Source organism: Desulfosediminicola sp. (assembly GCF_048381775.1).
In the GTDB taxonomy this organism is placed as follows: Bacteria; Desulfobacterota; Desulfobulbia; order Desulfobulbales; family Desulfocapsaceae; genus Desulfopila; species Desulfopila ganghwensis.
Window position 1 is genome coordinate 371,697 of record NZ_JBLXGE010000001.1, and the last position, 13,771, is coordinate 385,467.

15 protein-coding genes are annotated in these 13,771 nt (G+C 53.6%); 5 read left to right on the top strand and 10 right to left on the bottom strand.

What is annotated here, in order from left to right:
- Positions 1-44: 44 nt before the first annotated feature.
- From folK to ACN5NT_RS01650, 4 genes are all read left to right on the top strand, one after another.
- Positions 45-602 (top strand): 2-amino-4-hydroxy-6-hydroxymethyldihydropteridine diphosphokinase, encoded by a 558-nt coding sequence (gene folK, locus ACN5NT_RS01635; RefSeq protein WP_419174231.1) that lies wholly within the window; start codon positions 45-47, stop codon positions 600-602.
- A 349-nt stretch (positions 603-951) separates the two neighbouring features.
- On the top strand, positions 952-1,230 hold the full coding sequence (locus ACN5NT_RS01640) for a YHS domain-containing protein (RefSeq protein ID WP_136796044.1): 279 nt from the start codon (positions 952-954) through the stop codon (positions 1,228-1,230).
- A complete protein-coding gene (gene fsa, locus ACN5NT_RS01645; RefSeq protein WP_136796043.1) occupies positions 1,230-1,874 on the top strand; it encodes a fructose-6-phosphate aldolase in 645 nt (214 codons plus the stop codon). The genes ACN5NT_RS01640 and fsa overlap by 1 nt, the downstream gene beginning before the upstream one ends.
- A 189-nt stretch (positions 1,875-2,063) precedes the next feature.
- On the top strand, positions 2,064-2,645 hold the full coding sequence (locus tag ACN5NT_RS01650) for a transglycosylase SLT domain-containing protein (protein ID WP_419174232.1): 582 nt from the start codon (positions 2,064-2,066) through the stop codon (positions 2,643-2,645).
- Between the two features lie 80 nt (positions 2,646-2,725).
- Here the strand turns inward: ACN5NT_RS01650 and ACN5NT_RS01655 are convergent, their stop codons facing one another.
- The 8 genes from ACN5NT_RS01655 to ACN5NT_RS01690 all read right to left on the bottom strand — a co-directional run bounded on the left by ACN5NT_RS01655 (position 2,726) and on the right by ACN5NT_RS01690 (position 11,279).
- Positions 2,726-4,495, bottom strand: a complete 1,770-nt coding sequence (locus ACN5NT_RS01655) for an aldehyde ferredoxin oxidoreductase family protein (protein WP_419174233.1) — start codon at positions 4,493-4,495, stop codon at positions 2,726-2,728.
- A 95-nt stretch (positions 4,496-4,590) separates the two neighbouring features.
- Positions 4,591-5,898, bottom strand: a complete 1,308-nt coding sequence (gabT, locus tag ACN5NT_RS01660) for a 4-aminobutyrate--2-oxoglutarate transaminase (RefSeq protein ID WP_419174234.1) — start codon at positions 5,896-5,898, stop codon at positions 4,591-4,593.
- 18 nt (positions 5,899-5,916) lie between these two features.
- Positions 5,917-7,125, bottom strand: a complete 1,209-nt coding sequence (locus tag ACN5NT_RS01665; protein WP_419174235.1) for an acetyl-CoA C-acetyltransferase — start codon at positions 7,123-7,125, stop codon at positions 5,917-5,919.
- Positions 7,126-7,158: 33 nt separating this feature from the next.
- Positions 7,159-8,430, bottom strand: coding sequence for an ArgE/DapE family deacylase (locus ACN5NT_RS01670; protein ID WP_419174236.1), 1,272 nt, complete (start codon positions 8,428-8,430; stop codon positions 7,159-7,161).
- A gap of 72 nt (positions 8,431-8,502) precedes the next feature.
- A complete protein-coding gene (locus tag ACN5NT_RS01675; protein ID WP_419174237.1) occupies positions 8,503-9,159 on the bottom strand; it encodes a 3-oxoacid CoA-transferase subunit B in 657 nt (218 codons plus the stop codon).
- Positions 9,149-9,844: a CoA transferase subunit A gene (locus tag ACN5NT_RS01680; RefSeq protein ID WP_419174238.1), complete on the bottom strand. Its 696-nt coding sequence runs from the start codon at positions 9,842-9,844 to the stop codon at positions 9,149-9,151. Before ACN5NT_RS01680 ends, ACN5NT_RS01675 begins: the two co-directional genes overlap by 11 nt.
- Positions 9,841-10,623 carry an amino acid ABC transporter ATP-binding protein gene (locus ACN5NT_RS01685; RefSeq protein WP_419174239.1) on the bottom strand — a complete coding sequence of 261 codons (783 nt, stop codon included), beginning with the start codon at positions 10,621-10,623 and terminating at the stop codon, positions 9,841-9,843. Before ACN5NT_RS01685 ends, ACN5NT_RS01680 begins: the two co-directional genes overlap by 4 nt.
- Positions 10,620-11,279, bottom strand: a complete 660-nt coding sequence (locus ACN5NT_RS01690) for an amino acid ABC transporter permease (RefSeq protein ID WP_419174240.1) — start codon at positions 11,277-11,279, stop codon at positions 10,620-10,622. Before ACN5NT_RS01690 ends, ACN5NT_RS01685 begins: the two co-directional genes overlap by 4 nt.
- 59 nt (positions 11,280-11,338) lie before the next feature.
- Between ACN5NT_RS01690 and ACN5NT_RS01695 the strand changes: the two genes are divergently transcribed.
- Positions 11,339-11,503 (top strand): hypothetical protein, encoded by a 165-nt coding sequence (locus ACN5NT_RS01695; RefSeq protein WP_419174241.1) that lies wholly within the window; start codon positions 11,339-11,341, stop codon positions 11,501-11,503.
- Positions 11,504-11,512: 9 nt separating this feature from the next.
- Here the strand turns inward: ACN5NT_RS01695 and ACN5NT_RS01700 are convergent, their stop codons facing one another.
- A complete protein-coding gene (locus tag ACN5NT_RS01700) occupies positions 11,513-12,283 on the bottom strand; it encodes an ABC transporter substrate-binding protein (protein WP_419174242.1) in 771 nt (256 codons plus the stop codon).
- Between the two features lie 78 nt (positions 12,284-12,361).
- Positions 12,362-13,717, bottom strand: coding sequence for an aspartate aminotransferase family protein (locus tag ACN5NT_RS01705; protein ID WP_419174243.1), 1,356 nt, complete (start codon positions 13,715-13,717; stop codon positions 12,362-12,364).
- Positions 13,718-13,771 lie beyond the last annotated feature (54 nt).

Genomic DNA, 13,771 nt, shown 5'->3' on the forward strand with positions numbered 1-13,771 from the left:
GTTGCTGCAGAACGATGAGCAAACCAGAGTAGTGGAGTAGCACCATGAGTGCTAAAAAGAGTGCGGTGGAAGAAATTCGCGTTTTTATCGGTATGGGTTCAAACCTGGGCAACAGCAAGGAGACCCTGCTGGCAGCCTGGCAGGAGCTTTGTAGTTACCCGGATATCGAATGCGTACGGCTCTCCAGGCCCTATGTATCGGCACCTGTGGATATGAAGAGTCAGCACTGGTTCACCAACGCGGTTGGCGAACTGCGCACCACCCTCGGACCCAGACAGTTGTTGCGACGGTTGCTGGAGGTGGAAAATAGCCTGGGCCGCGTGCGACGGGAAGGTGTTTTTGGTTATCAGGACAGGGAGATAGATCTCGATCTGCTCTACTACGGTGATACCCGGATGGATGAACCGGAGCTGGTGCTTCCCCACCCCCATCTGCAGAACAGGCGTTTTGTGCTTGAGCCGATGGCGGAGATAGCCAGGGAGTTTCTGGACTGCAAGCAGAACAGGACGGTTGCGGAGCTTACAGCACGACTGATGGAACGGATCGCAGAGGGCAATGAGGATAAGCAGGAGATCAGCCCCTCGACCTGGCCGGAGCAGTAAATGTGAATGTTCAGATTATATGTGTTCTAACAGCTTGAGCTTTATGGGTAATTGGGACATATATAACGGAAGCGCTTCTGTTTTGGGGGATTGTTGATTCCATACTCAGGGTATCAGTTATCACCATGTGCAAAATGACAATATAGGTTTAAGATTTCGTAATATATTGAAAAAAAGAAGTGTTTTCGGTTTTTATGGAATACCTGGTTGAGTTGTAAAGTGGATAGGCAGTAATTAAGGTAATGAACGAATTTAACTTAAGACTGTTGCGTATTTTTTTGAATCTGGTACATAGCAGATCAAGTTTTCATCGGGGCTAAGCCCGGTTGCGCAGCGAAGGAGAGGTAGATTGAGTCCTCTACGAATTTTGGTGCTGGCCGTGCTGCTGTACATCGGGTATCGATTGGTGCGGAGCACCCTGACTGGAGACCGTGACAAAAAGACTACAACAAAGGATTCGGAGACTGAATCAGGCACGCCGGTTGAGGATGTGCTGATGGAGGATCCGGTATGCCACAGCCTTGTTCCGAAACAGCAGGCAATACGTCTACAACATCGTGGATCGACTGTCTATTTCTGTAGTGAAAAGTGCTGTAACACATTTATTGCTCAACAAGGAGAAGACTGATGAAATTTTTCATCGATACAGCCAACATAGATGAAATCAAGAAAGGCGTTGAGATGGGTATGGTTGATGGTGTTACCACCAACCCTTCCCTGATCGCCAAAGAGTCCAAGCCTTTCGAGGAGATCATCAAAGAGATCTGCTCAGTGGTAGACGGTCCGGTAAGCGCCGAGGTTGTAAGCCTCGATGCTCCCGGTATGGTCGCTGAGGCAAAAGAGCTCGCCAAGATCGGTGACAACATCGTCATCAAGGTGCCGATGATCATCGAAGGCATCAAGGCTGTCAAGCAGCTTACCGCAGAAGGCATTAAAACCAACGTCACCCTCGTTTTCTCCTGTGCGCAGGCCCTGCTTGCCGCTAAGGCCGGAGCGAGCTTTGTGAGCCCGTTTGTGGGCCGTCTCGACGACATTGGTGCACCGGGCATGGAGTTGATTGGCGACATCGCCACCATGTACGACAACTACGGTTACACCAGTGAGATCATCGTGGCATCCGTACGCAGCCCTCAGCACGTTGTAGATTCAGCGCTGATCGGTGCTGACATCGCCACCATTCCCCTGAAGGTTATCGAGCAGCTGGCAAAGCATCCGCTGACCGATAAGGGTATGGAGCAGTTCCTGGCCGATTGGGAGAAGCGTGCCAAGTAAGCTTTACTGATACCCGGGCGGCATGGTACTCCATGCCGCCTGTTTTTTTCTACCCGAACCGTTAGTCCGCCATTCTTGAGGTGCAGAAAAAGTACCAGGTCAAGCTGATGGCAGCGGGACTAACCCCGGTTTTCTCAAGAGAAGAGATGAGCAATCCGGGCAGAACAGGACTCAGGCAATAGGAGCCCCATGATCGCAGTAGCGGTTGTTTTTCTGTTACTGTTGCATTCTGCCGACTGTCAGGCCGAAGTGTACGCCTGCCGGGATAGCAACGGGTCCGTCTACTTCACCAACATCATTCCCGAAGAGGGGTGCAACCCCTTCTACCAGGAAGTAAAATCCAAAAAACGTAATCAAAAGAAATCCTACGATACTGTAGTCTATGATGACGATATCTGGGCCACTGGCGTCCGGTATAATGTCGATCCCTATCTCATAAAAGCAGTCATTCGAACTGAGTCAGCTTTTAATCACCGGGCCGTCTCGAAGAAAGGGGCGCAGGGGTTGATGCAGCTTATGCCGGAGACCGCGCGCCAACTCGGCGTACCAGACCCGTTCAATCCCCGGCAGAATATCGATGGCGGCACCCGCTACCTCAAACAGCTTCTCGATACCTTTCATGGTGATCTCAGGCTTTCAATTGCGGCATACAATGCCGGGCCCGGTGCAGTGAAAAGGGCTGGGGGCATACCGAAATTCCCTGAGACCATCAATTATGTGTCGAGGGTCATGAAACACTACAAGGGATACAAGACCCGCGGCAAGGGCTAGTTCGGGTTCAGGCGGCTAAGTAATGGCGGAAACCAGGGCCCAACATCCACGAGGTATCAATGGCCATATTTGGGCAACTGCTAGGAGCGGGGTGTCCCCTCGCTGTCCCACCCTCTGAGTTGGTAATATTCCCCAAGCATAAATTCCATTTCTTCGGCAGAGAGTCGGTCGCCGGATTCCGGCAGGGCTTTTTTATGGAGACGAGCCGGCAGCCGGTCGTCTGCTGGTGACAATCCTTCCCGAATATTGAACTCGCGTGTCATCGTGGCTATATCGGCAGCACGTTTTTTCAGGCTCTCCTTGTCAGTCGGCTGACCTGTGATCATGCTGATGGTTTTCTGCAGTTCTTCCCAACTGTAGAGATCCCTGTAGAATCGGCAGAGGATCATGGTGTCAAAAATATTGAGGCGGTCTTCATAGTCGACCAGCATTGCCGCTTTACCGTGTGTTTCTTCCGGGGGGATAAGCCCTGACAGTTCCGGTTTGTAGAAGGTGGTGCGCAGGTGACATGCACCACGGGGGGAGGTGGCGAAAGTGAGGCCCATACCCTTCAGCTTTCTTGGGTCGTATCCGGCCGGCTCCATACCTTTGACATGAATGGCAAGATCCTCAACATCCCAGTGTTGTGCGGTTGGCCGTATGCCATCAGCAAGGATATCACCAACATTGTGGCGATTGCTGATATCAATGAGCAGTTTGGCGACCTGGTCGGCATTTCCATATTCAATGTCATAATCGAGCCGGCCCAGCTCCCTGGCCTCCATAGCGAGTCCGCAGAGGTTTCCGGCCGTGATGGTGTCAATGCCAAGCCTGTCGCAGAGATCATTGAGATAGGCCACTTCTTCCATTTCCTTAATCATGCAAAGGCCACCGAAGGAGTAGATGGTTTCATACTCAGGGCCTTCAAGTTTGAGGTCTTTATGGCGGCCCTTACGCAATCTGGTCAATCTGCCGCAGGCCATGAAACATTTGGCGCAGGCGTGCGGCTTGACTTCATGTTCGGCATGGTAGGTCTCCCCACTGATCTGTTCAACGTGTTCGACCGATCCCTGGTTCCAGTAGCGTGCAGGAAATGCGCCGACACTGTTCATCAGTGTCACCATCATGGTCGTGCCCATCGTGCGATATGCCTTGACCCCGGGATGGTCCATGTTATTTTTCGAGAACTGAACGGCATACTGGGCGATGCCTTCCCGGTCTGCGTATTGGCGCTTCTGGTCACCTTGAAATACGATGGCTTTCACTTTTTTGGAACCAAGTACCGCTCCAACGCCAGCTCTGCCGGCACAGCGCCATTTATCGTTGGCGATGATGGCAAAGCGCACCAGGTTCTCCCCGGCGGGCCCGATGGTGAAGGCTCCGGGGTTCCGGTAGCCTTCAGTATTCGGGGCAAAGCGTTGTAGGGCCTCTTCCTCTGCCTCGAAGGTCTCCATACCCCACAGCCCTTCGCCGTCATGAAACACAACACCATCCGGGGTTATTGTTAGAACTGTCGGCCTTTCGGCCTGTCCAGTAAGGATGATAGCGTCAAATCCGGTTGAATCTATAGCCTCAGGAACCTTGCCGCCGGAATAGGATTCAGCATACAAACCGGTAAGCGGTGACTTGGTATAGACACCATAGCGACTGCCTCCCCAGAGCCTGCCACCGCAAAAAGGACCGGTCGCGACAATCAGGTTGTTCTCCGGAGCGAGCGGATCGACACCGGCAGGGTTACGGTCCAGCAGAAGGCGGGTGGCCAGCCCCTTTCCTCCCAGGCATTCGGAGAGGACATCATCGGCTAGCGGCTCAATGGCAAATGTCTGGCTGGTTAGATCTACGGTAAGAATGCGATGGTAATATCCGTGCATGTTGCCTCCGGAGGATGGATGTAGTGCCAATGCTCATTATTACAACATAGTGCCGCCCTGGTGGTTGCATGGCGGCACCAGCTATGTTCCGGCCCTTAGCGGCCAAGGGTAGTAAGACCGTCATGAAGGATCGCCAGCCCCTGGTTGAGTTGCTCCTCGGTGATAACGAGAGGCATCAGGAAGCGCAGAATATTCCCATGGGAGCCGCAGGCCAGCATTATTACACCCCGATCAAAGCAATATTTGACCAGGGCTCTGGTCTCTTCAGAAGCGGGCTCTTTGGTGTTGCGGTCCATGACAAGCTCCATCGCGATCATCGGTCCTATTCCTCGCACATCACCGATAATGTCAAATTTTTCCCGCCAGCCGAGAAATGTTTGACGGAGGCTTTCGCCAAGCTGTTGGGCCTGGTCCAGGAGGTTTTCTTGCTCAAATATCTCAAAAACAGCCAGGGCCGCCTCGCAGGCCAGTGGATTACCGCCATAGGTCCCGCCGATACCGGAGGGATGGACCGAATCCATTATCTCTTTTTTACCGACTACGGCGCTTAGCGGCATACCGGCGGCGAGACTCTTGGCAACAGTGGTAATGTCGGCCTCAATTCCATAATATTCCATTGCAAACATATGGCCGGTGCGACCCATGCCGGTCTGAATCTCATCAGCTATCAGAAGAATATTATTCTGTTTACAGATCTCATGTAATCTACGGAAATACTCCTTTGGCGGGGCGATAAAACCACCTTCGCCCTGGATCGGTTCGACGATAATTGCCGCTGTCTGTTCTGGGGCAACATTATTGACAAAAAAATCGTTCAGGTAGTCTGCACACTTCAGGTCGCATGACGGATATTCTGTACCGAAGGGACAGCGGTAGCAGTTTGCAAAGGGGATACGATACACCTCAGGGGCGAAAGGGCCCATGCCGAATTTATATGGCTTGACCTTTGAGGTAAGAGACATGCCCATGAGAGTTCTGCCGTGAAAGCCGCTCTCAAAGGCGATAATAGCAGTTTTCCCAGTGTAGTATCGGGCAATTTTAACTGCATTCTCAACCGCTTCTGCGCCGCTGTTGGCAAACATTGCCGCTTTGGGGGAATCACCGGGTACGGCTTTGCACAGTTTTGCCGCCAGTCGCACTGCGGAATCGTAGGGTGAAACCATGAAGCAGGTGTGGGTGAATCTTTCTGCCTGTTTCTTGATCGCTTCAACGACTTTCGGGTGAGAGTGACCGACATTCATTACAGCTATACCACCGGCAAAGTCTATGAACTCCCGTCCCTCGACATCGACCAGCATGGCACCCCTGGCGTGGGCGATATAGTTGGAAGTGGCGCTGGCGTTGCCTTTGGCGATTACCTGGCTTCGAAGGTCATGGAGTGCGGCGTTGGTCGTCAGGTTCATATTGTTACCTTTTACATGTTAGGAATTTGGTGTTCGTTCTAAAATGATGGATATTCCCTGGCCTCCGCCTATACAGGCGTTGGCACAACCGAATCTGTAATTCTCGCGTTGCATTATCCTGGCAAGGGTGCCGGTGATGCGGATACCGGTGGCCCCAAGTGGATGGCCGAGGGCGATGCCGCCGCCATGAATATTGACTTTATCCGGGTCGATATTCAACTCGCGGATACAGTTCAGCACGACAACGCTGAAGGCCTCGTTGATTTCCCAGACGTCGATGTCTTCAGCTTTTAAACCGGCTTTATCCAGAGCCATCTGTGTGGCAGGGACCGGACCCACTCCCATAAGTGTCGGGTCAACGCCTGCGAAGCCGATAGAGCGAATGGTCGCCAACGGGGTAAGGTTCTTCTCTGCGGCAATATCTTTAGTCGTAAGCAGCATGGTTGCCGCCCCTGCACTGAGCGGAGAGGCGTTGCCGGCGGTGACACGGCCGTCAGTTTTAAAAACCGGTCTGAGCGATGCGGTGCCGGCGAGGTCTGTCTCCGGGCGAATCGCCTGGTCACGCACCACCATGAGTGGATCACCATGTTCGTCCATTGTCGCAATCGGCATAATCTCGCCTGCGAAAAAGCCTGACTCCGTTGCCGCTGCGGCCCGCTGGTGAGATCGTACGGCCCACAAGTCCATCTCCTCCCTCTCAATACCCTGCAGGTCGGCGAGCTTTTCTGCGGTCAGGCCCATGTTCATGGTTGTTGCCATGTCGAGATATTCATAGCGATCATCATCGTAGAGCGCAGGATTCACGGACATAGCCCCGTTTTCAAAGAGGGTTGGCCCCATGGGCACCCTGGTCATGTGTTCCATGCCACAGGCGAGGACCATATCCGCGAATCCGGCGGCGATTTCCAGAAAACCATTCTGAATGGCGGCGAGCCCGGACCCGCACTGCTGATCGATATATTTTGCGGCGACCCTGGTGTCCATTCCGGCCAGAAAAACAGGGGTTCTGCCGCCAAAGGTCCACTGTTCCGAGACACCTAGGGCAGAGCCGACAATAAGGTCATCGATCTCTGCTGAATCGACCCGGCATCTGGAAAGCACCTCGGGAATCAGCCGTGCCAGCAATTCATCGGCACGATGTCTGTAAAACCAGTCCCGCTCCGGGACAGCGGGGCGGGATCGGGTCTGAGCGGTCCGCAGGTAATCGGCAATGACTACTTCGTTCATACAGAAGCTCCTGTCTGAAGAGTTTGAATCAGATTAATTTTCGGCAATCAGGCACCAACGGGAGAGAAACAGGGCGTAGGTGCGGGCGACATTGATTATGCTTTCAAGGTTGACGCGTTCATCGGCGCCGTGGATGTTCTCGGCCACGGGCCCGTAGCAGGTGGCTTCGCCCTGCCCATAGTGGACATAGGCGCGCAGGTCGGTTGTACAGGTGGCGATATAGCTTTTCGCCGGAGCACCATGCAGGGCTTGATGACATGAATCGAGCGTACTCAGCGTGGCAAGATTACGCTGCAGGGTATGGCCGGCAGAACGAAACCCGTAAAATTCCAGCACAGGGGGATTCAGGCGTAACCACTGGTCAGCATCAACAACTGCATTGACCGTGGTCTCTATGCGCTGGCGAACCTCTTCGAAGCTGGTATTGGGAAAGAAGGAGAGGCGGGCCTCAAAGCTGGCATCGGCGGGAACGGTGGATGGCCAGTCGCCGCCTGCAATAGTACCGATATTCAGATTGACCGGGTGGTCTGTCTCAACATACTCCTCAGGTCTTGTCTCGGCGTTCAGCTCTGCCTCAAGCTGCCTGAGTGCCCTGAATATGGGATAGCATTTCTCTATGGCATTGATCCCGCCCCGGGCATCCAGGACATGGGTCGATTTGCCTGAGAGGCTCACCTTAAACCAGAGTACCCCAAGCTGGCTGGTGAGAATTGTCGGACCAAACGGCTCAGGAATGAGTACTGCCTGCGCATCATAGCCCTCAGCCAGACAGGCAATGGCCCCGTTGCCGCAGCATTCCTCCTCGAGTACCGCCGCCAGGGTAAAGGGAGCGCGTAAGCGAAATCCAGCCTTGTGGATGGCATGGGCAGCATAGGTCATGGCGGCAACCCCGGACTTCATGTCACCGGCGCCGCGCCCATGGAGCCAGCCATCGAAAATAGCGGGCTCAAAGGGGTCTCTGCTCCAGAATTTGTCATTTCCAGGGTTCACTACATCAAGATGACCGTTGAAGAGAGCGCTTTTACCATCATCACCGGCGCTCACCAGCGAGCCGATAACATTTGTTCGCTCACCGGGCGACCATGGGACAGGAGCGTATCCTTCATGGCGCTGCAAGGCGCTGCTGCTCATGGCAACATGGGAGACGTCAAAACCGAGCGCAGCAAGTTCTTCGGCCATGACGCGTGTTGCCCCCTCTTCGTTGCCGAGTGTGCTTGGCTCCGAAACGAGTCTCGCGGTGAAATCGAAGATATCATCGCTCAGGTGATTGACTGTCTCGATGATTTTCCGTTCCTTTATGTCCATGGTATCTTTTCGGTAAATTTTTAAAGTAAGTGTGTTTGTACTCCCAGTGCAGGCTTAGATCTGTGAACTGCGCTAAAAAGTTTTCACCTCGTCGGGGATGATCAGTTCAGCTTCGGTGGCGGCCTGAACGGCTTCGAGAGTGGTCTCTGCGGCAATTTCCTCCAAAACCATACCTTGCCCGGCCCTGATTGAGATGACTGCCAGTTCGGTGATAATCAAATCAACACATGCCGGGGCTGTGAGCGGCAAGGTGCAGTTCTTGAGCAACTTCGGGCTGCCGTTTCGTGTGGTGTGGGTGGTCGTAATGACCAGTCTTCGGGCTTTCTGGGCCAATTCCATTGCACCACCGATGCCGGGAGCGAATTTGCCGGGTATGATCCAGTTGGCCAGATCGCCTGCTTCAGAAATTTCAAGTGCCCCGAGAAAGGTCAGATCGAGCCGGCCACCGCGGACAAGGGCAAAACTGAGCGCCGAATCACAGAACGCGGCACCGGGTACGGTGGTGATATAGGAACCGCCGGCATCTATCAGGTTCCGGTCCTCGTGACCTCGTTCGGCAATTTCACCGGCCCCGATGATGCCGTTTTCAGAATGCATGGTGAGTGGCAGGCCGTCGGACAGATAGTTGGGAATCAGGGTCGGGATTCCGATGCCGAGGTTGACGACCATCCCCTGGGTGATCTCTCTGGCGGCTCTGCTGGCAATTTTCTCTTTTGGGTTACCGTACATGATGTTGCAACACTCCATATTCCTGTGAAAGTTCGCCAATGGGCACGACATGGTCGACAAAAGAGGCCGGGGTGTGAACCTGATCCGGCGGGATTGATCCGGTTTCTACAATTTGTTCAGCCTCGACAATGACGATATCTGCGGCAGTGGCCATCAGCGGGTTGAAGTTTCTGGCGCTTTTTTCAAAAACCAGATTGCCTGCCCGGTCGGCCTTTGCTGCATGGATCAAGGCAAAGTCGGCGCGCAGGGCGGGTTCGATCATTCCCTCGCAGCCGTTGACGGTGACCACATCTTCTTCACGTCGTAAAAAGGTATTGATACCGATATCGGTGACAATGGCCAGCAGCCCGGCACCTCCGGCCCTGATTTTATCGGCCAGGATGCCTTGTGGAAAGAAGTCGACCTTGAGCGCCTTTTCGTTCATCATCCTGATCGCAACCTGGTTGAGGCCGAGATGAGAAGTGACAAGACGTTCTACCCTTTCGGCTTCGAGCAAGAGAGAAACCCCCAGACCCGCTTCATTGGCCTCGTTTTTGATCAGGGTCAGCGTTCGAACACCGGTGCTGAGCACAGTTTGGATGAGATGGAAGGGTGTGCCGGGTACACCGAAGCCGCCGACCATTATCGTGGCACCGTCTTTCAGTTTCGCCAGCGCATTTTCAGCCGTTGTCGTCTTGTCGATCATTTTAAAACCTCAGCCAGAAACTGTTTGGTTCGTTGTTCTTTGGGGTTACTGAACATTTCCTGTGGTGAGGAGTCTTCAACCACGTACCCGTCTGCCATGAAAATGACCCTGTCGCCGACTTTCTCGGCAAAGCCCATCTCGTGGGTTACCACCAGCATGGTCATACCTTCTTTGGCCAGATCTTCCATAACACGCAGTACGTCCCCCACCAGCTCCGGATCGAGGGCGGAGGTCACCTCGTCAAAAAGCATCACCTTCGGTTCCATGGCCAGAGCACGGGCTATGGCCACGCGCTGCTGTTGCCCGCCGGAGAGCATGCTCGGGTAGGCCTCGGTCTTGTCGCTCAATCCAACCCTTTCAAGTAACGAGAGCGCCTTTTCCCTGACTTCATCCTTGTTCTGTTTCAGAACCTGTAGCGGAGCCTCCATGACATTTTCCAGCACTGTCATGTGGGGAAACAGGTTGAACTGCTGGAAAACCATGCCCACATCACAGCGAATGGCGTTCAGGTGCTTCTCGAATGCATGCCGTTTTTTTCCGGTATCGTTGATGAGCTCACCTTCGAGGTAAATTCCACCCCCCGTCGGTTCTTCAAGGTGGTTGATGCAGCGCAGCAGGGTGGATTTGCCTGAACCGCTTGGGCCTATGATTACGAGCACCTCGCGGGGAGAAACCTCGAGATTTATGTCGTTTAATACATTGAGGTCACCAAAACTTTTCTTGAGGTTGGTGATTTGCAGTATGGGGGCGTCGCTTGTATTTGAAGGGGTATTGGTCATGCTCTGGCCTCCTTTCTGGTACGTCTTTCAACCCAAGTCAATAACAGGCTTGCGGCGGTGGTCAGGACGGCATAGAGAGCTGCGGCCATCACGTACATTTCAAACGGTTTGTATGTAGAGCCGATAAGCCGTTGGGCGGTCAGTGTCAGCTCGACAAGGGTAATGGTGGAAACCAGTGAGGTATCTTTGATGAGGATGACGAAGTTGTTGCCGAGGGGGGGAATAATGATACGCAGCGCCTGCGGCAGGATGATCTTGCGCATGGAGAGTGCACCGCTCATGCCGAGGGAACGGGCGGCCTCGGTTTGCCCTTTGGGAACCGAGATAATGCCGCCTCGAATTGTTTCGGCATTATAAGCCCCCACATTGAGTGCAAGTCCCAGTACTCCTGAAGCGAACGGGCCTAGATCAATACCCATCTGGGGAAACCCGAAATAGATGATAAAGAGCTGAACCAGCAGCGGGGTGGATCGGATCAGCCAGATGTAAAACATCGCAGGCCATCGCAGGAACGGGTTGGCGGCAAGTTTACAGAGTGCCGCCACAAGTCCGAAAATCAGGCCCAAAACCAGTGACAGTATGGAGATCTTCAGGGTAAGGATGGCCCCTTTGGCCAGAAAAGGAAAGTAATGGATGATAATTGTCCAATCAAGCATATAGACGTCCTCTGGAGCTATCGCTAACGAATGAGAGGCAGAACTTTAGGGTTCCGCACATGGAATCAGACACTGCTCTCCAAACCGCAATGTGGCTCGGAAGAGGTGTGGTACACGGTTATGCCGGACAGCATGAAACGGAAAAAGATCTGCCCCTGTGGCTTTGCGCGGAAATCTGTGCAATACCGATGGCATTGCCCGGATTTCCGGAAAGCCTGAATTAAAAAATGGAATCAGCGAACGTCGATACCAAGCCACTTCATGGAGATGTCATGATATGAGCCGTCTTCTTTCATTGCGGCAAGGGCAGTATCGACAGCTTTTTTCAAGTCGGTATTTCCCTTACGCATGGCGATTCCCATTTTCTCTTCGTAAAGCAGGTCTCCGGCCAGATCGATCGGCATGTCGTTTTTCTTGATTGCCAGCGCGCCGACAATTCTGTCGGTGATGAAGCCGTCAATGCGGCCTGTGGAGACCTCAAGAATCATGTCCGGTACACCTTTGTAGGTACGGATATCCACGTTCGGGATGTTCTCACGAACCCATTTCTCATATGTCGTTCCGAGGGTCACACCGACTTTTTTTCCATCCAGATCAGCTACGGATGTCAGCGCGGATCCTTTTTTTACGAAAAGCTGGGCACCGGAACGGTAGTAAGGATCAGAAAAATCGATGGACTTCAGGCGCTCTTCGGTAATAGCCATGCTGCCACAAATCAGTTCATATTTGTTGGCGAGGAGACCGGCGATGATGCCGTCCCAGGCGGTGCTTACCGGTGTTCCTTTAACATCGATTCTCTTGGCTATCTCATTGCCGATCTCCACATCGAAACCGGTCAGATGGTTCTGGTCGTCAACGAAGTTGAAGGGTGGATACTGGCCGCTCATGGCCATGGTGATTTCGCCTTTCTCCTGAACAACCTTCAGGTCGTCGCTGGCAACGGCGGTGCCGGTACACAAAAACAGGGCAAACAGGCCGAGTCCTATAGTCTGTCTCAGTTTCATTGTTACTCTCCTCCTTTTTATCATGCGGTTCCTGGTGGGGATGACCGGGAGGTATTTCCCGGTCATGGTTTTGGGGGATTATCTCCCGTTATTCGCCGGTGAAGCCAGCGTTCTTGAGACACTTTTGAGGGTGTCGTCGAGCCTGTTGAGTATTTCGTCGATCTGGGGTGCGGTGGTTATCAGGGGTGGCGCGATGAGGGTATGGTCTCCGGCGATTCCATTGATGGAACGCCGCGGGTAGATGATCAGGCCCCTTTGAAAAGCTTCTCGAGTCATTAAATTGCCCACATCCTTTTCGTTGGCGAAAGGGGCGGCTGTTGCCCTGTCCTCAACAAACTCAAGCGCAGTGAGCAAACCTCTGCCCCTGACCTGGCCGATTACCGGATAGTCCTTGGCGAGGCGGTGGAGCCCGTCGAGCAGTCTCGTACCCATGGCGGCAGAGTTTGCCACCAACTGATCGTCCAGAATACGGTTCAGTACAGCCAGTCCCACGGCGCAGGCCATGGGGTTGCCCGCGTAGGTGTGACCATGTGGAAATCCGCCACCATCGAGTACTGATTCAACAATGGAGTTACGGCTGATTATTGCTCCCAGCGGATAGTATCCGGATGCCATCCCTTTGGAGAGAGCGACGATATCCGGCTCTAGGTTCCAGTGTTCGGAGGCGAAGAGTTTGCCGGTCCGACCAAAGCCGGTCATCACTTCGTCGAGAATGAGCAGAATTCCGTATTTGTCGCAGATTTCTCTGATAATCCCAAAATATTCCTCGGGAGGCACCAAGGCACCGGTGCTGGCACCGCCAATGGGTTCAGCGATAAAGCCTGCCACGTTTTCCTCACCCTGCTCGCGGATAGTGGTCTCCAGGGCCATGGCACAGGCCACTTCACACTCGGGGTATGTCAGGCCGTATTGACAGCGGTAGCAATATGGAGCGGGGATTTTGGGCGGTGATTTGAGCAGGGGCCGGTAGGGCATCTCAAGCGGGGCGTAACTGGTACAGGAGAGCGCTCCAAGGGTGGAGCCGTGATAGGAGGGGGCGCGGCTGATGAGCAGATGGCGGCTTCCCTCGCCCCGGCTGTAGAAATAGCTTCGAGCAAGTTTGATTGCAGATTCAACAGCTTCAGAACCGCCAGAGACATAAAAAACTTTATCAAGCAGAGGCGGGGAATGAGCAACGATCTTACTGGCCAGGTCGACAGCCGGACGGTTTTCGAACTGGGTCCGGTAGGTGAAGAACGTCGATTTTGCCTGTTCGTTGACGGCTTCGAGTATCTTTTCGTCTCCGTGGCCGATATTGCAGATAATAGCACCGGAGGCGGCATCTATGTATTCCTTGTCGGAGTCATCCCAGATATAAATCCCCCTGGCCCGTGAAACCATCGGGGTTACGGAGTTGGTCTGGTAAAAGAGTGGGTTGTCTGTTGTGTTCGTCATGTGCTGCCGCTCTGTGTTGAGGTCGTTTGTGGCTTCTGTTTCTTGCGGGGGATG